Source organism: Streptomyces sp. NPDC087901, from assembly GCF_044742205.1.
Taxonomy (GTDB): Bacteria; Actinomycetota; Actinomycetes; order Streptomycetales; family Streptomycetaceae; genus Streptomyces.
The window spans coordinates 1-16,376 of the sequence record NZ_JBIUUC010000007.1; the positions used below are offsets into that span (position 1 = coordinate 1).

General features: G+C 70.2%; 16 protein-coding genes. 13 read left to right on the forward strand and 3 right to left on the reverse strand.

Annotated features, from left to right (window positions below; translation table 11 throughout):
* Nucleotides 1-113 precede the first annotated feature (113 nt).
* From ACIOEW_RS22020 to ACIOEW_RS22055, 8 genes are all read left to right on the forward strand, one after another.
* Nucleotides 114-758, forward strand: a complete 645-nt coding sequence (locus ACIOEW_RS22020) for an HAD family hydrolase (protein WP_401965220.1) — start codon at nt 114-116, stop codon at nt 756-758.
* A 42-nt stretch (nt 759-800) separates the two neighbouring features.
* Nucleotides 801-2,003, forward strand: a complete 1,203-nt coding sequence (locus ACIOEW_RS22025; RefSeq protein ID WP_401965222.1) for an MFS transporter — start codon at nt 801-803, stop codon at nt 2,001-2,003.
* On the forward strand, nt 1,972-3,144 hold the full coding sequence (locus ACIOEW_RS22030; RefSeq protein WP_401965223.1) for an acetoin utilization protein AcuC: 1,173 nt from the start codon (nt 1,972-1,974) through the stop codon (nt 3,142-3,144). The genes ACIOEW_RS22025 and ACIOEW_RS22030 overlap by 32 nt, the downstream gene beginning before the upstream one ends.
* A gap of 100 nt (nt 3,145-3,244) precedes the next feature.
* On the forward strand, nt 3,245-4,060 hold the full coding sequence (locus tag ACIOEW_RS22035; RefSeq protein ID WP_362553866.1) for a phosphatase: 816 nt from the start codon (nt 3,245-3,247) through the stop codon (nt 4,058-4,060).
* Nucleotides 4,061-4,188: 128 nt separating this feature from the next.
* Nucleotides 4,189-4,401 (forward strand): helix-turn-helix domain-containing protein, encoded by a 213-nt coding sequence (locus ACIOEW_RS22040; protein WP_123460011.1) that lies wholly within the window; start codon nt 4,189-4,191, stop codon nt 4,399-4,401.
* Between the two features lie 110 nt (nt 4,402-4,511).
* Nucleotides 4,512-4,610 (forward strand): 30S ribosomal protein bS22, encoded by a 99-nt coding sequence (locus ACIOEW_RS22045; protein ID WP_003948845.1) that lies wholly within the window; start codon nt 4,512-4,514, stop codon nt 4,608-4,610.
* A 233-nt stretch (nt 4,611-4,843) separates the two neighbouring features.
* A complete protein-coding gene (locus tag ACIOEW_RS22050) occupies nt 4,844-5,923 on the forward strand; it encodes an NAD-dependent epimerase/dehydratase family protein (protein ID WP_362553863.1) in 1,080 nt (359 codons plus the stop codon).
* 15 nt (nt 5,924-5,938) lie between these two features.
* Nucleotides 5,939-6,967 carry a lysophospholipid acyltransferase family protein gene (locus tag ACIOEW_RS22055; RefSeq protein WP_401965224.1) on the forward strand — a complete coding sequence of 343 codons (1,029 nt, stop codon included), beginning with the start codon at nt 5,939-5,941 and terminating at the stop codon, nt 6,965-6,967.
* A 167-nt stretch (nt 6,968-7,134) separates the two neighbouring features.
* Here ACIOEW_RS22055 and ACIOEW_RS22060 read toward each other — a convergent pair whose 3' ends face one another.
* From ACIOEW_RS22060 to ACIOEW_RS22070, 3 genes are all read right to left on the reverse strand, one after another.
* Entirely contained in the window at nt 7,135-8,343 is a 1,209-nt protein-coding gene (locus tag ACIOEW_RS22060; RefSeq protein ID WP_401965225.1) for a DUF5667 domain-containing protein, read from the reverse strand.
* A 216-nt stretch (nt 8,344-8,559) separates the two neighbouring features.
* Nucleotides 8,560-9,336 (reverse strand): ECF subfamily RNA polymerase sigma factor, BldN family, encoded by a 777-nt coding sequence (locus ACIOEW_RS22065; RefSeq protein WP_350991751.1) that lies wholly within the window; start codon nt 9,334-9,336, stop codon nt 8,560-8,562.
* 436 nt (nt 9,337-9,772) lie between these two features.
* Complete coding sequence (locus ACIOEW_RS22070) at nt 9,773-10,738, reverse strand: HAD-IB family hydrolase (RefSeq protein ID WP_362553855.1); 966 nt, start codon at nt 10,736-10,738, stop codon at nt 9,773-9,775.
* Between the two features lie 158 nt (nt 10,739-10,896).
* On the opposite strand from ACIOEW_RS22070, the gene ACIOEW_RS22075 reads away from it, so the two are divergent.
* The 5 genes from ACIOEW_RS22075 to ACIOEW_RS22095 all read left to right on the forward strand — a co-directional run bounded on the left by ACIOEW_RS22075 (nt 10,897) and on the right by ACIOEW_RS22095 (nt 16,358).
* Nucleotides 10,897-11,172: a glutaredoxin family protein gene (locus tag ACIOEW_RS22075; RefSeq protein WP_362553852.1), complete on the forward strand. Its 276-nt coding sequence runs from the start codon at nt 10,897-10,899 to the stop codon at nt 11,170-11,172.
* Between the two features lie 272 nt (nt 11,173-11,444).
* A complete protein-coding gene (locus ACIOEW_RS22080; RefSeq protein WP_350991745.1) occupies nt 11,445-12,218 on the forward strand; it encodes a redox-sensing transcriptional repressor Rex in 774 nt (257 codons plus the stop codon).
* Nucleotides 12,215-13,711: a glutamyl-tRNA reductase gene (locus tag ACIOEW_RS22085; RefSeq protein WP_401965226.1), complete on the forward strand. Its 1,497-nt coding sequence runs from the start codon at nt 12,215-12,217 to the stop codon at nt 13,709-13,711. Before ACIOEW_RS22080 ends, ACIOEW_RS22085 begins: the two co-directional genes overlap by 4 nt.
* Nucleotides 13,708-14,694 (forward strand): hydroxymethylbilane synthase, encoded by a 987-nt coding sequence (gene hemC, locus ACIOEW_RS22090; protein WP_350991741.1) that lies wholly within the window; start codon nt 13,708-13,710, stop codon nt 14,692-14,694. Before ACIOEW_RS22085 ends, hemC begins: the two co-directional genes overlap by 4 nt.
* Complete coding sequence (locus ACIOEW_RS22095; RefSeq protein ID WP_362553840.1) at nt 14,691-16,358, forward strand: bifunctional uroporphyrinogen-III C-methyltransferase/uroporphyrinogen-III synthase; 1,668 nt, start codon at nt 14,691-14,693, stop codon at nt 16,356-16,358. Before hemC ends, ACIOEW_RS22095 begins: the two co-directional genes overlap by 4 nt.
* Nucleotides 16,359-16,376: the final 18 nt, after the last annotated feature.

Consider the following 16,376-nt stretch of genomic DNA (forward strand, 5'->3'; position numbering starts at 1 on the left):
TGCAGGGGGGACCCTGTGGGAGAGTAGGACGCCGCCGAACTCCTTTTGATAGTTAAGCCCCGTGCCCTTGTGGCACGGGGCTTTTCTGCGTTCCGACCGTTTAAGGTCATGACATGCGCTACGAACTGGTCATCTTCGACAACGACGGTGTGCTCGTGGACAGCGAGCCGATCGCCAACACCATCCTGGCCGGCTACCTCACAGAGCTCGGGCACCCCACCTCGTACGAGGAGTCCCTCCGCGACTACATGGGGTCTGCCGTGCACCGGGTGCACGACCTCGTCGAGGAGCGAGGCGGCGAGAAGCTGCCCGCGGACTTCGACGACACGCTTCACTCACGGATCTTTGCCGCGTTCCAGCGGGAGCTGGAACCTGTTCCCGGTGTGGAAGAGGTGCTGGGGGAGCTCGTCGCCGACGGGATTCCCTACTGTGTCGCCTCCTCCAGCAGCCACGAGCGGATCCGGGTCAGCCACCGCAAGACGGGGCTCGACCAGTGGTTCGAGGAGGAGTGGATCTTCTCTGCGGAGGACGTGGGCCGTGGGAAACCTGCGCCCGATCTGTTCCTCCTCGCCGCCGAACGGATGGGCGTGGCTCCCGAACGGTGCGTCGTCATCGAGGACAGCCCGCTCGGGGTGGAGGCAGCCAGGGCCGCGGGGATGGATGTGTACGGGTTCACGTCGATGATGCCGGCGGACCGGCTGGCCGGGGTGACCGGGCATTTTTCCGACATGGGACAGCTGCGGGAATTGCTTGCCTGACGTCTCTACCCATGGGTAGAGACTGGCTCTACGCTCGCGCACATGACAGATGCACGTTTGCGGCACGGCAGAGCCTCCCTTGCGTTGAGCTTCTTCGTGCAGGGCGTCACCTTCGCTCTCCTCGTCACCCGGATCCCCGCGATTCAGGACCGGTACGGGATATCCGACGGCCTGCTGCCCGTGTTCCTCGCCGCCGTGCCGATCCTGGCAGGCGTGGGCAGCGTGGTCACCGAGAAGGTGGTCGCGCGAGTACGGCCGAGGGTGGTCCTGCGGTGGGCGCAGCCGGTCGTGCTGCTTGCGCTGCTCGGCGTCGGTGCCGGGAGCGAGGTGTGGGAAGCGGCCCTGGCGCTCGGCGTGTTCGGGCTGTCCGTGGGTGCACTGGACGCCTCCATGAACATGATGGGGGTCAGTCTTCAGCGGGCGTACGGGCGCTCCATCATGCTCGGCTTCCATGCCGCGTACAGCCTGGGCGGGATTGCCGGGGCGTCCATGGCGTGGGCCGGGGCGCACTGGGATCTGTCGCTGCTGGTCTCGTACCTTCCGGTGGTTGTGGTGTTGCTGCCCGTCGCGTTCGCCGGGAGCCGGTGGTACGTGGAGGGGAAGCAGGAGGAGGAGCTGCTGGGTGCGGAGCGGGGGAAGGCCGGTTCGGTCTCCTTCAAGCTGCTGATGCCGCTCTGTCTGGTGATGTGCTTCGCGTACATCGGGGATTCGACGGTCTCCAACTGGAGTGCGAAGTATCTGCAGGATGTGCTGGGGAGTTCGGAGCAGCTCTCGACCGTCCCGTACAACGTCTACATGGTGACCACGCTGCTGGGGCGGACCGTGGGGGACTTCGGGGTGCGGCGGTTCGGTGCCGTGGCCGTGGTGCGGTCCGGGAGCGTGCTGGCCGCGGCCGGGTTCGGGGTGGTGGCCGTCGCCGGCGGGGCCTGGGTGGGGATGCTCGGGTTCACGATGCTGGGGCTCGGCCTCTGCGTGATCGTGCCGCAGACGTTCGCGGCCGCGGGGCGGATGTTCCCCGGGGCGAGCGACACCGCGATCGCCCGTCTGAACATCTTCAACTACGTGGGATTCCTGGTCGGCTCGCCGTTGGTGGGGGCGCTCGGGGACGCGTGGAGCTACCGGGGCGCGATGCTCGTCCCGATGGTGCTGGTGCTCGCGACGCTGGTGTACGCCAAGTCGTTCGGCGCGGAGCCTGCCCGATACGGTGGCGGGCATGAGCGGCCGCGCACAGTTGATGTGGGATGACGCAGTAACGGGATACGACTTCGGGGACAGTCATCCCATGGACCCGGTCAGGCTCGTCCTGACGATGGGGTTGGTGCGGGCGTTCGGTCTCGACCGGGCGGTGGACGTCGTGGCCGCCAAGGTGGCCGGGGATTCGACGCTGCGGCTTGTGCACCGGTCGGACTACGTGGCGGCCGTGCGGGCCGCCTCCGTCGATCCGCGGGCCGCGGACCAGAGCTACGGGATCGGCACGACGGACGATCCGGCGTTCGCCGGGATGCACGAGGTGTCGGCGCTGATCGCCGGGCAGTCGGTGGCGGCGGCCGAGGCCGTGTGGCGGGGTGAGACCGGGCACGCCGTGAACTTCGCCGGCGGGCTCCATCACGCCATGCCCGGCGGTGCTGCGGGTTTCTGCATCTACAACGATCCGGCGCTCGCCATCGCGCGGCTGCTGGAGCTGGGGGCGGAGCGCGTCGCTTACGTCGATGTGGACGTGCACCACGGCGACGGGGTGCAGGCGGCCTTCTGGGAGGACCCGCGGGTTCTGACCGTCTCGCTGCACGAGCACCCCAGGACGCTCTTCCCGCAGACCGGCTGGCCGGAGGAGACCGGGGCGGGGGCCGGTGAGGGCGGTGCGGTCAATGTGGCGCTGCCGGCCGGCACGGGCGACGCGGGGTGGCTGCGGGCGTTCCACGCGGTGGTGCCCGAGCTGCTGGCGGACTTCCGGCCGCAGGTGCTGGTGACGCAGCACGGGGCCGATACGCACTTCGAGGACCCGCTGGCCCATCTCGCGGTGTCGCTGGACGCGCAGCGGGCCGTGATGGCCGCCTGCCACGACCTGGCGCACGAGTACGCGGACGGTGGCCGATGGGTGGCGCTCGGCGGGGGCGGTTATGCGGTGGTGGACGTGGTGCCGCGGTCCTGGACGCATCTGGTGGGGATCGCCGCGCATGCGCCGGTGGACCCCGAGTCGGTGATCCCGTCGTCGTGGCGGGACGAGGTCTACGCCCGGACCCGGCAGCTCGGGCCGGCCCGGATGACGGACGGGCGTACCCCGTCGTGGAAGGCCTGGGAGGACGGTTACGACCCCGCGGACCGGCTGGACCAGGCGGTGCTCGCGACCAGGCGTGCGGTGTTTCCGCTGCGGGGGCTGCTGACCTGAGGCCGTTCCGGGTGCGGGTGTTGTGCCGGGGTTACTCCAACTGTGGGGCGTATCCCGGGTTTTGGTCCCTGGGTGCGGTCGGTCGGGCAGCATCGGCAGGGTGTTGAGTACCGGAGCGCTTCGCGCGCATCTGCTGGCGGCCCGGCTGGCCGGGCCCGTGGCCACTTCGCGGGAACTGAGTCTGCGGAGCTATCGGCTGTTCGCGGCCAGGGATCCGCGGGTGACGCTCGGTCTTGATCCCGGACGGGTGTGGGGGGAGCGGGACCTGCTGCGGCTCATGGCCGACAAGTGCGGGGTCTCGGACGATCCCGCGCATGTGTCGGGTCCCGATGTGATCGATCCGGAGCGGACGCTGGCGGGGCTGGACGCGTTTGCCGAGCGGTTGTCACAGGCTGCGGTGCGGCGGGCGCCGGTGTTGTTCGGAACGGGGCATCCGCACCGTCTGCTCGGTTTCTACGCTGCGCTGGCAGACGCCTTGTCGGCGGTGGGGTGCACCGTGCTCACTCCCGCGCAGGGGCGACGTATCGACATAACGACCCGGTTCGGCGTACGTACGTACAACCTCGACTACGTACGGGGAGTTGCGATGGTGCGCGAACCCGGCGTGCGGGTGCCCGGTGGTGGCACCGGCGCACACACCCACTCACCGCTCCCGCTGAGGGTGGCGCTGGAGGCTGCCGCGGATGCCCGGGGGCCGCTGCCGGAACTCGTCGTGGGGGACCACGGCTGGGTCTGCGGGGCAGGTCAGCTGGGCATCGAGGCGATCGGTCTGGCCGATACGGACGATCCGGCGCTGTTCGTCGGGGAGGCGGAGGGCCGGGTGGCGGTCGCCGTTCCGCTCGACGACGCCGTGCGGTCCGCGTACTACCTGCCGCTGACGCGCTATGTACTCAATCGGGCGTGTCTGTCACAGTAGGCGGCCGATCGTCTCTCCTCTTCCCCACTCGCATCACCCGCCCCTAATCTGGGGAGTGAGCGCACAACGACGAAGAGTCACCGGAGGGGAAGCCGGTGCGCGTCTCGTGCGGAAGGTACAGGTGGGTCATGGCTGCTGACAGCGAGAGGCCTCTCAACGAGGTCAAGTTTCTGACTGTGGCGGAAGTTGCCTCGGTCATGCGAGTGTCGAAGATGACCGTGTACCGCTTGGTGCACAGTGGTCATCTGCCGGCGATCCGGGTGGGCAGGTCCTTCCGGGTGCCGGAGCAAGCGGTTCACGAGTATCTCCGCGAGTCCTTCGTGGGGGTGGGGACGGCCTGACGTTCCCCTCGGATTACGTACCTCACCCGGTGGCGGGTAGGCTAGGCCGACGTAGGTCGTGTGGGCCCAGACGCCCCGCACCAGTGAAGAAGAAGTGAGCGAGGGTAGTCGTGGGCTCTGTTATCAAGAAGCGGCGTAAGCGGATGGCCAAGAAGAAGCACCGCAAGCTGCTCAAGCGCACGCGCGTTCAGCGTCGCAACAAGAAGTAAGCGAACGCAGTTCGTGAAATCCGCAGCCCTCCCGCCGATCAGGCGGGAGGGCTGCGGTGCTGTATGGGGGGTGTTTGTGAAGGGTGCGCACATTCGGGCCAAGACGCGGGAGAAGGCCGCCGCGCAGTCGCCACAGGGCAGCATCCACCCGCTACGGTGACGACCGGGGGAGTGCCTTTTCGCGGGCGCCCCCTTTCACTCACCTCACGGGAGACCGACGGAAGGCGCTGATCTTGGGGAAGGTCGTGCTCGTCACGGGAGCTGCCCGGCAGCTGGGCGGCCGGTTCGTGCGGCGTATCCAGCGTGATCCGGAAGTGGACCGGGTGATCGCCGTCGACGCGGTCGCGCCCGGGCACCAGTTGGGTGACGCCGTCTTCGTACGCGCGGACATCCGCCAGCCCGCCATCGCCAGAGTCCTCGCCGAGCACGCGGTCGACACGGTCGTCCACCTGGACGTCAGCGCCAAGACGCTCGGGGCCCAGGGGCGTACCGCGGTCAAGGAGACCAACGTCATCGGCACCATGCAGCTGCTCGGCGCCTGTCAGAAGGCGCCGTCGGTCCGGCGGATGGTGGTCAAGTCCAGCACGGGGGTGTACGGCTCCGCGCCCCGCGACCCGGCGGTCTTCCACGAGACGACTCCGGCCAAGGCGCTGCCGAGCGGGGGCTTCGCGAAGGACGCGGTGGAGGTCGAGGGGTACGTGCGGGGCTTCGCGCGCCGCCGGCCGGACGTGGCCGTGTGCGTGCTGAGGTTCGCGAACATCCTGGGGCCCGATCCCGACTCGCCGCTGGCCGACTATCTGTCGCTGCCGGTGCTGCCGACGGTGTTCGGGTACGACCCGCGGCTCCAGTTCGTCCATGAGGACGACGTCATCGACGTGCTGGGCCTCGCGGCGAGCGAACCGCGGCGCGGGACGCTGAACAGCGGCACGTTCAACATCGCGGGGGACGGGGTGCTGCTGCTGTCGCAGTGTTCGCGGCGGCTGGGGCGGCCCACGATGCCGCTGCTGCTGCCCGCGGTCACCTGGGTCGGGCAGGCGCTGCGTACTGTCGGTATGACGGACTTCTCGCCGGAACAGATCCGGCTGCTCACCCATGGCAGGGTGGTCTCCACGGTCCAGATGCGCGAGACCCTGGGCTTCCGTCCGCGGTTCTCCACGGCGGAGACCTTCGCCGAGTTCGCGCGCAGCCGCGGGCCGGGGCTGCTGCCGCCCGCGGCGGTGGGCCGGGCCGTCGACAGACTGGCCGCGATGCCGTTCGCCGGTGGGGCCACCGGGGCCGGCGGCGACACACACCCGACTCCGAGCGTCAGGTAGAGGAGCGCACCGACGATGGCGGATGCCAAGGTCATTCCGTTCGACGACGACCGTTCGCGGTCGGGGGGTGTGTCGCGCGCCGCGCGCCGACGGCCCTCGGGACGCGGTTCAGGGTCCGTCAGCGCCCTGCCCGGGCAGCCGACGGCGGGGCTGCCGCCGGAAGGGCAGGAGGAGGCCGTGGTGGCCGCTGAGGACGCGGGAGGCGGTGACTGGGACCGGCGGATCGCGGGCGGGCTCGCGTTCCTGCGGCGACGGGTCACGGGCGAGTACGACGTCGACGAGTTCGGTTACGACGAGGAGCTCACCGACCAGGTCCTGATGTCGATGCTGCGGCCGGTGTACGAGAAGTACTTCCGGGTCGAGGTGAAGGGCATCGAGAACATCCCGTCGGACGGGGGTGCGCTCATCGTGTCCAACCACTCGGGGACGCTGCCGCTGGACGGGCTGATGCTCCAGGTAGCGGTGCACGACAACCATCCGGCGGGGCGGCATCTGCGGCTGCTCGCCGCGGACCTGGTCTTCATGCTGCCGGTCGTGAACGAGCTGGCCCGTAAGGCTGGGCACACGCTGGCCTGCGCGGAGGACGCGGAGCGGCTGCTGCGCAAGGGCGAGGTCGTCGGGGTGATGCCGGAGGGCTTCAAGGGCATCGGCAAGCCGTTCGGCGAGCGGTACAAGCTGCAGCGCTTCGGGCGGGGCGGTTTCGTCTCGACCGCGTTGCGGGCCGGGGTGCCGATCGTGCCGTGCTCGATCGTGGGGGCGGAGGAGATCTACCCGATGATCGGCAACGCGAAGACGCTGGCGCGGCTGCTGGGTTTCCCGTACTTCCCGATCACGCCGACGTTTCCCTGGCTGGGGCCGTTGGGGGCGGTGCCGTTGCCGACGAAGTGGACGATCCAGTTCGGTGAGCCGATCCCCACGGACGGGTATCCGTTGGAGGCGGCGGAGGATCCCATGCTGATGTTCAACCTGACGGATCAGGTGCGGGAGCAGATTCAGCACACGCTGTACAAGCTGCTGGTGCAGCGGCGGTCGGTGTTCTTCTGAGTGGTGCCCGGGTGCCCGGGCGGGGTGTCTTGCCCTTAATCTCCCCCATGCAATCTCCCACGTAGCCTCAAAGGCATGGGGGGACCCCCTTGACGGGCTTGATTTTGCCCGGCGGCCCTGGGATGTGACGGGGCGGCCCTGGGATGTGGCCGCCCCGTCACATCGCGTCAGTTCTTGTCGTCCTCGGCGTCGATCCCGAGGCCGCCGATCAGGCCGGGGATCAGCGGCGGCAGGGTGATGTCCGGTGACGGGGTCGTGCTCGGTGTGTCCTGTGTCGGTGTGGTGGCGTCGGGCGACGGCGGGTCGAAGAGCCCGTCCGTGCCGCCGCCGATCAGGCCGTCCGCCGGGGTGCTGCCCGAGCCCGACGGCTTGGGCGAGGAGCTGGTGCCCGTACCGCTGTCGTGCGTGCCGGAGGGTGACGAGGGCGACGGGGCCTGCGAACGGGAGGACGAGGCGGAGCCGGAGCCGGTGCCGGAATCGGTGGTGCCGGACTCCTGGGATCCGCTGCCCGTCTCCGGGGTGCGGGGGAGTAGCGACTGCAGTGGCCCGACCTCTTCGTCTATGGCCTCGAAGACCGAGCTCACCTGGTCGCCGACGTCGGTCAGCTGTACGGGGAGGCGGTCGCGGAGGCTGCTCCAGCTCTCGCGGTGCGCGCGGGAGAAGGAGTCGAGGGTCTGGATGGGGCCGATCGTGCCGTCCCGTTCGTAGGCGGCGTGGAGAAGGCGGTGGCCCTCGGTGGCGTCGTGGGTCATGCCGTTGAGCGTGCGTCTGACCTCGCCGAGCTGCTCGTGGTCCAGGTCGCCGGAGCGCGCGCGCTCCATCAGCCTGCGGGCTTCGCTGAGCCGGGTCGAGGCCTGGTCCAGGTAGACCTCGCCGCGGTCCGCGTCGCCGTCGGCCAGGCCGAGGTGGATGTCCTCCATGCCGCGCTTCAGCCCGTAGAGGGAGTCACCCGGCAGGGCGTCGGAGCTGGCAGCCGCCACTCCGCCGAAGGCCCCGGCGGCCACACCGACGGTGAGCCCGCCGGCTGCGAGGCCCTTCGTCCAGCGCGATCTGGGGCGCAGTTTCCGGAGTGGCGAGGCCCGGTGGGCCCCCTTGCCCCGTTGTTCGGGCACCGAAGGGTCCGCGGCTGCGCCGCCCTCGGCGAACATGGCCTCCATGGCGGCGACGAGCTGGGCTCGCTGCACCACTTTGACCTCGGGATCCAACTCCGGCTTCGGTAGCTCACCGAGGCCGTTCGCCAGGGCCAACAGCGGTCCGGGGCCAGCCTGTTCGGCCGGGTCCTCGGGCTGTACGGCCGCCGCACCGCGGAGCGACTGCTCCTCCAGGGCCTGGGCGAAGGCGTTCGCCCGCCGGTGTGCCGAAACGTTTGCGATCACTGGCGGCACCTCCTCTCGTCATGACGGTCGACTCCCCTGTGGGTCCGGAAGGTTGCACACCTTGAGCGCATCCACACGAATGAGTGAGTGTCCGCGGACATGGGGTGACGACAGGGGGCCTGCAACCGGCACAACGAGCGGTGCGGCACTTGGGTTACGCACGAAGGATGATCGGACCAGTGCGTGATGAACATATCGCCGGGAGTAGGGGTGGGGTCAGCGGGCATCGTCCGGAAGGAGCCGGGCAAGGGTGCGGACGGCGCGGTACTGCAGGGTCTTGATCGCGCCCTCGTTCTTGCCCATCGCCCGGGCGGTCTCGGCGACCGAGAGGCCTTGCAGGAAGCGCAGGGTCACGCACTCCTGCTGCTGGGGGTTGAGTCGGCGCACGGCTTGGAGCAGTGCGGCATTGGAGAGGGACTCCAGGACGGAGTCCTCGGGGCTGCGCTCGACCTCGTTGGCGTCGAGCATTTCGCCGGTGGTCACTTCCAGTCGGAAGCGACTGGATTTGAAGTGGTCGGCGACCAGGTTACGAGCGATAGTGACCAGCCAGGCGCCGAAGTCGCGGCCCTGCCAGGTGAACGTGGAGATGCGCCGCAGGGCGCGCAGGAAGGTCTCACTCGTGAGGTCCTCCGCTGTCGCCTTGCCGCCCACCCGGTAGTAGATGTAGCGGTACACGGTGTCGCTGTACTGGTCATAGAGGCGGCCGAAGGCGTCAGCCTCACCGGCCTGTGCGCGCTCGACAAGATCCATCATGCGCGCGCTGTCGCTGTCGGCGGTCGGCCGACGAACGGTGGACGTGGTCGTTGCGCCGCGGTTGCTGCGTCTTCCGACCGCCGCGCTACGTTCAGCCAGGGCGTAGCAGGGGCCGGCAGGTGCAGGGGTGGCAAAGGCGGGTACGGCGTACGCGGTGGGGACGAAGCCGCGCAAGCGGTCGGCGACCGTTGCGCGCAGCGTAGCCAGGCCCGAGGCGTCAACCCCGACGTGTGGGTACACGGGACTCCCAGAGGCAGAGCTTCCATCACGTGCAGTGCGAAACCGTCACTCGTCGTAGTGAGTGGTGGGTTCCGGAATGCGTCTGAGGAGAATAACGCTTCGTACAGGCAGTGCTACACCCAGTTGCTCAAATCACCGATTACGTCGCTTCTGTAGCGACTATGCGACGCATCAAGTAGCACATCGTGACCGGTTGTTGATCGAATTATTTCGAGATCTGCCTGGCGCCGCGACAGGTTGTGGTCGAGTGCGGGTAACCCGACTGGCCGGAGCGCTCGGTGGGTAGGGGGTCCCGATTGGCGGCAGGGGCCGGGCGTGGCCCGGTCCCGCCGGGGCAGCAGCCGAGCAGCAGCCGGGTAGCCGGACCGTCCGCGGGGCGGCCTCGCGGACTGTCGGGCTGCCGGGTGGTCACCGGCCGGGGCCGCCCGGCAGCCTCTCAGCGGCGGCGGCGGTGCAGGGCCACGGCCGCGGCGGTGCCGCCGGCGAGGGCGCCCACACCGGCGGCGGCCGGGATGCCGACCTTGGCGGCCTTGCGGCCGGTCCGGTAGTCGCGCAGCCGCCAGTCCAGGGCGCGCGCGTGCTTGCGGAGCTTGGTGTCCGGGTTGATCGCGTACGGGTGCCCGACCAGGGACAGCATGGGGATGTCGTTGTGCGAGTCGCTGTACGCCGCGCAGCGGGCCAGGTCCAGGCCCTCCGCCGCGGCCAGGGCGCGCACCGCCTCGGCCTTCGCGGGGCCGTGCAGCGGTTCGCCGACGAGGCGCCCGGTGTAGACGCCGTCGACCGATTCGGCGACGGTGCCCAGCGCCCCAGTCAGGCCGAGCCGGCGGGCGATGATCGTGGCGGTCTCCACCGGTGCGGCGGTGACCAGCCAGACCTTCTGGCCGGCGTCGAGGTGGGCCTGGGCGAGCGCGCGGGTGCCCGGCCAGATGCGGTCGGCCATGTACTCGTCGTAGATCTCCTCGCCGATCGACATCAGCTCGGAGACGCGGTGGCCCTTGACGATGGACAGGGCGCTGTCGCGCGCGTCCTGCATGTGTTCGGGATCCTCGACGCCGGCCAGCCGGAACCAGGCCTGCTGCCAGGCGAACCGGGTGAGTTCGCGGCGCTCGAAGAACTTCCGTTTGTACAGCCCGCGGCCGAAGTGGAAGATCGCGGCGCCCTGCATGACGGTGTTGTCGAGGTCGAAGAAGGCGGCGGCCCGGTCGTCGCCGACGACGGGGAACTCGGGTTCTCCGTCGTCCGCGGCGGACAGTGTGCCGGGGGCGGTGCCGTCCTCGGCGCCGGCGGACTGCTCGGCGGCGAGTGAGGACTTCCGTGCTGCCTCCGCCGCCGCTTCGCCTGCCAGCACGCTGCGTGCTGTCGCGGAACGCCTACGCGGTGTGAGCCATCCAAGAGCGGCCATGCCGTGAGCATAGCCAGTTGCCCCGCCCCTTCCCGACCTGCCGGGATGCGGTGGCGTGAACTCTCGGAGGCCGACACGTTAAACGGGTGATTCCGGGCGTAGCGCATCAGGACCGGATCAATGCCGGAGCGGGCCCGGGGGCGGCGCAGAATAAAGGTATGAGTGCCTTGCTGCGTCGTACGAAGAAGAAGCCCGCCGACCGCGTGGTGACCCTGGTCGGGAAGCCGGGGTGTCACCTCTGTGACGACGCCAGGGCGGTGGTGCGGACGGTCTGCGAGGAGACCGGCGTGTCCTGGGAGGAGAAGGACATCACTCAGGACGAGGAGCTGTACCGGGAGTACTGGGAGCAGATCCCCGTCGTCCTCGTTGATAACGAACAGCACACGTTCTGGCGTGTGGACCCGGCAAGACTGCGCAGCGCGCTGCTTTCCTGAGTGAAACCCGGTTACCATCGTGGGCGTTTTGAGTGGTCTCGGGGGCGTGGCTGTGAGGAGTGTGTTCCGCTTTGCCCCCTTCGGGCCTGCAACGGGCTGATGCGAACCCTGGTTCCTGGATCGCGCGAGGAATGCGCGTGACCCCGGTCACTTTGACCGGACAAAACGGACACTATCTTTGTGCACGCGTTCACAAAGACATAGCCTGCATTCGACGGGGCGGTCTTGGGACATACGGCCGCCTGCAGCCCCGCTCATCCCGCAGGAGCACCGTGGCAACTGGCCGAAATCACCGACCGGCGACCCGTAGCCGAGGAATTCCCGAGGCCACCGTCGCCCGACTTCCGCTGTATCTCCGTGCGCTGACCGCGCTCTCCGAGCGCTCGGTCCCCACGGTCTCCTCCGAGGAGCTCGCTGCGGCGGCGGGGGTCAACTCCGCGAAGCTGCGCAAGGACTTCAGCTACCTCGGCTCGTACGGGACGCGCGGCGTCGGCTACGACGTCGAGTATCTCGTCTACCAGATCTCGCGCGAACTCGGCCTCACCCAGGACTGGCCGGTCGCCATCGTCGGCATCGGTAACCTCGGCGCGGCGCTCGCCAACTACGGCGGTTTCGCCTCCCGCGGGTTCCGGGTCGCCGCGCTGATCGACGCCGATCCCGCGATGGCCGGAACGCCGGTCGCCGGGATCCCCGTCCAGCACGCCGACGACATGGACCGCATCATCAGCGAGAACGGGGTGTCGATCGGTGTGATCACCACGCCGCCCGGCGCCGCCCAGCAGGTCTGTGACCGGCTCGTCGCCGCGGGTGTCACCTCCATCCTGAATTTCGCCCCGACCGTGCTCTCGGTGCCCGACGGCGTCGACGTGCGCAAGGTCGACCTCTCCATCGAGCTGCAGATCCTCGCCTTCCACGAGCAGCGCAAGGCCGGCGAGGAGGCCGCTTCCGCCGACAGCGGCCCGGACCCGGCCGCGCCGCCCGTGCGCGCCACGACCAGCAGCCGGAAGGGACCCGACGGGGACATGCCCGCCGTGATGCCGGCATGAGTCTCCTCGTCGTAGGTCTGAGTCACCGCAGCGCCCCCGTCGCCGTACTGGAGCGGGCCTCGCTGTCCGCCGACAACCAGGCCAAGCTGCTGCAGGACACCCTCGCCGCGGAGCCCGCGGTCGAGGCCGCCGTCCTCGCCACCTGCAACCGCATCGAGCTGTACGCCGACGTGGACAAGTTCCACGCGGGCGTCGCCGAGCTGTCCACGCTGCTCGCCCAGCACAGCGGCGTCGGTCTGGACGAGCTCACCCCGTATCTCTATGTGCACTACGAGGACCGGGCCGTCCACCACCTCTTCTCGGTGGCCTGCGGACTGGACTCGATGGTCGTGGGCGAGGGCCAGATCCTCGGCCAGATCAAGGACGCGCTGGCGCTGGGGCAGGAGCTCCACACCGCCGGCCGGCTGCTGAACGACCTCTTCCAGCAGGCCCTGCGGGTCGGCAAGCGCGCCCACAGCGAGACCGGGATCGACCGGGCCGGGCAGTCGCTCGTCACCTTCGGCCTGGAGCAGCTCGCCGACGGGCGCGACACCGGGATCTGGGCGAAGGGCAAGCGCGCCCTGGTCATCGGCGCGGGCTCGATGTCCTCGCTGGCCGCCGCGACCCTGGCCCGTACCGGTGTCGCCGAGATCGTCGTCGCCAACCGCACCCGCGCCCGCGCCGACCGCCTGGTGGAGATCCTCAACCAGGCCGGCGGTACGGGGGTGGCCGCCCACGCCGTGGAGATGGCCGCGGTCTCCGACGAACTGACACGTGCCGATGTCGTCGTCTCCTGCACCGGTGCCACCGGTCTCGTGCTCAGCGCGGAGGCCGTCGCCGGGGCGCTCGGGCTGGACTTCGACCCCGTGGCCGAGGCGCCCGCCGTGCCCGTGCCGGCACCGGCCGCCGAGCCGGACGAGCAGCACGCCGCATGGGTGGAGAACGGTTCCGCCACCGCGATCGCGCAGGCCCAGGCCGTGCGCCGGATCCCGGCCCAGTCCACCGGCCCCGTCCGCCTGGCCCTGCTCGACCTCGCGATGCCGCGCGACATCGACGGCGGCGCCGCCCGCCTCGACGGTGTGCGCCTCGTCGACATCGAGTCGCTCGCCGAGGCGTCCGCGGACGCCCCGATGGCCGCCGATGTGGACCAGGTGCGCACCATCGTCGCCGACGAGGTCGCCGCCTTCGGTGCCGCCCAGCGCGCCGCCCACATCACTCCCACCGTCGTCGCCCTGCGCACGATGGCCGCCGGAGTGGTCGCGGGCGAGATCGCACGGCTGGACGGACGCCTCCCCGACCTGGACGAGAAGCAGCGCGCCGAGATCTCGCAGACCGTGCGCCGCGTCGTCGACAAGCTCCTGCACGCGCCCACCGTGCGGGTCAAGCAGCTCGCCAGCGAGCCCGGCGGCGCCGGGTACGCCGATGCGCTGCGGGAACTCTTCGACCTCGACCCGCAGACGGTCGCCGCCGTCTCCCGGGCAGACCTGAACGACCCGAATCGAGGGCGGTCATGACCGACAACTCACCCCTGGGCGCGGGGGCCACCAAGCCGCTGCGGCTGGGGACCCGACGCAGCAAGCTCGCCATGGCGCAGTCCGGCCTCGTGGCCGACGCGGTCAGCGAGGTGACAGGGCGCGCCGTCGAACTCGTCGAGATCACCACGTACGGGGACACCTCCCGCGAGCACCTCGCGCAGATCGGCGGGACCGGCGTCTTCGTCGCCGCGCTGCGCGACGCGCTGCTGCGCGGCGAGGTGGACTTCGCCGTCCACTCGCTCAAGGACCTGCCGACCACGCCGCACGAAGGCCTCGTGCTGGCCGCCGTGCCGGTGCGCGAGGACCCTCGCGACGCGCTGGTGGCGCGCGACGGGCTGACCTTCGAGCAGCTGCCGTCCGGTGCCCGCATCGGCACCGGTTCGCCGCGCCGCATGGCGCAGCTCAACGCGTACGCCCGCAGTCACGGCCTCGACATCGAGACCGTGCCGATCCGGGGCAACGTCGATACGCGTATCGGATTTGTACGAAGCGGTGAACTGGACGCGGTGGTACTCGCCGCGGCCGGCCTCAGCCGCCTCGGACGGAGCGGTGAGGTGACCGATTTCCTGTCGGTCGACACCGTTCTGCCCGCTCCCGGCCAGGGAGCACTGGCGATCGAATGCGCTGCCAGCAGCGCCGACCTCGCCGCCGCGCTCGCCGAGCTCGACGACCCGTACACCCGGGCCGCCGTGACCGCCGAGCGTGCCCTGCTCGCCGCCCTGGAGGCCGGCTGCTCCGCACCTGTGGGTGCGCTGGCCGACCTCCTGGCCGACGGTCAGGCTGTCAACGAACTGCGCCTGCGCGGTGTCGTCGGTTCCACCGACGGTTCCTCGCTGGTTCAGCTGTCCACCACCGGTCCCGTCCCCACGTCGCACGACGACGCGGCGGCCCTCGGTCGCGAACTCGCGGCCGAGATGCTCGCCAAGGGTGCGGCCGGTCTTATGGGGGAGCGAGCACTTTGAGCCCCACCGGCCACGCCGCATCCGAATTCCCGGTCCTGTCCGCAGGGCACGTCACCTTCCTCGGCGCCGGTCCCGGCGACCCGGGACTGCTGACTCTGCGCGCCGTCGAGGCGCTTGCGAGCGCGGACGTTCTTGTCGCCGAGCCGGACGTTCTCGGCGTCGTCCGCTGCCATGCGCGGGCAGGCGTAAGCACGCCTGAGCTGACGGTTGTTGACGCGCAGTCAACAGCCGCCGGTGTTCCCGTTCTCAGGGATGCGGTCAATCTTGTCATGGAGGCCGCGAAGGGCGGCAGGCGGGTCGTTCGTGCCGTCTCGGGTGATCCCGGCCTGGACGGCAACGCGGGCAGCGAGATGCTGGCCTGCGCCGCCGCGGGCATTCCCTTCGAGGTCGTACCGGGCGTCGCCAACGTCGTGGGCGTGCCCGCGTACGCCGGGGTGCCGCTGCGCGACGCGCAGGGCGCGGACGTCCGCTTCATCGACGCCCGTACCGCCTCGGACCGCTGCTGGAGCGAGGTCGGCGCGAGCGATTCCACGTGCGTCATCTCGACGTCGCTCGACGCGGTGGCCGCGGCCGCCGGCGAGCTGGTCTCGGCGGGCCGCAAGCCCGACACCCCGCTGACCGTGACGGTCGCAGGTACGACGACGCGCCAGCGCACCTGGACGGCGACGCTGGGCACGATCGCCCAGGTCTTCAAGCAGGGCAAGATCCTGCCGTCGCCGGACGGGCACCAGCCCGTCATAGCCGTGGTCGGGGAGCGGAGCTCTGCCGCCCAGCGCGACCAGCTGGCGTGGTTCGAGTCCAAGCCGATGTTCGGCTGGAAGGTGCTCGTACCGCGGACGAAGGAGCAGTCGGCCTCTCTCTCCGACCAGCTGCGTTCGTACGGCGCGGTGCCGCACGAGGTCCCGACGATCGCCGTCGAGCCGCCGCGTACGCCCCAGCAGATGGAGCGCGCGGTCAAGGGCCTGGTCACCGGCCGCTACGAGTGGATCGCCTTCACCAGCGTCAACGCCGTGAAGGCCGTCCGGGAGAAGTTCGAGGAGTACGGGCTCGACGCCCGTGCCTTCGCCGGGATCAAGGTCGCGGCCGTCGGTGAGCAGACCGCAGCCGCGCTCGTCGACTTCGGTGTGAAGCCCGACCTGGTGCCCTCCGGTGAGCAGTCCGCCGCGGGCCTGCTGGAGGACTGGCCGCCCTACGACCCGGTCTTCGACCCGATCGACCGCGTCTTCCTGCCGCGCGCCGACATCGCCACCGAGACGCTGGTGGCCGGACTGATCGAGCTCGGCTGGGAGGTCGACGACGTCACCGCGTACCGCACGGTCCGCGCCTCGCCGCCGCCCGCCGACACGCGTGAGGCCATCAAGGGCGGCGGTTTCGACGCGGTGCTCTTCACCTCGTCCTCGACCGTGCGCAACCTGGTCGGCATCGCCGGCAAGCCGCACAACGTGACGGTCATCGCATGTATCGGCCCGGCCACGGCGAAGACCGCCGAGGAGCACGGTCTGCGCGTCGACGTCCTGTCGCCTGAGCCCTCGGTGCACAAGCTGGCCGCGGCTCTCGCCGAGTTCGGCGCGCAGCGCCGGGACGCGGCGAAGGAGGCCGGTGACCCGGTGACTCGGCCGAGCGAGCGCCGTCCGGGTGCGCGGCGGCGTCGTACGACGACCTGATCCGGTGTGACGCGTGCG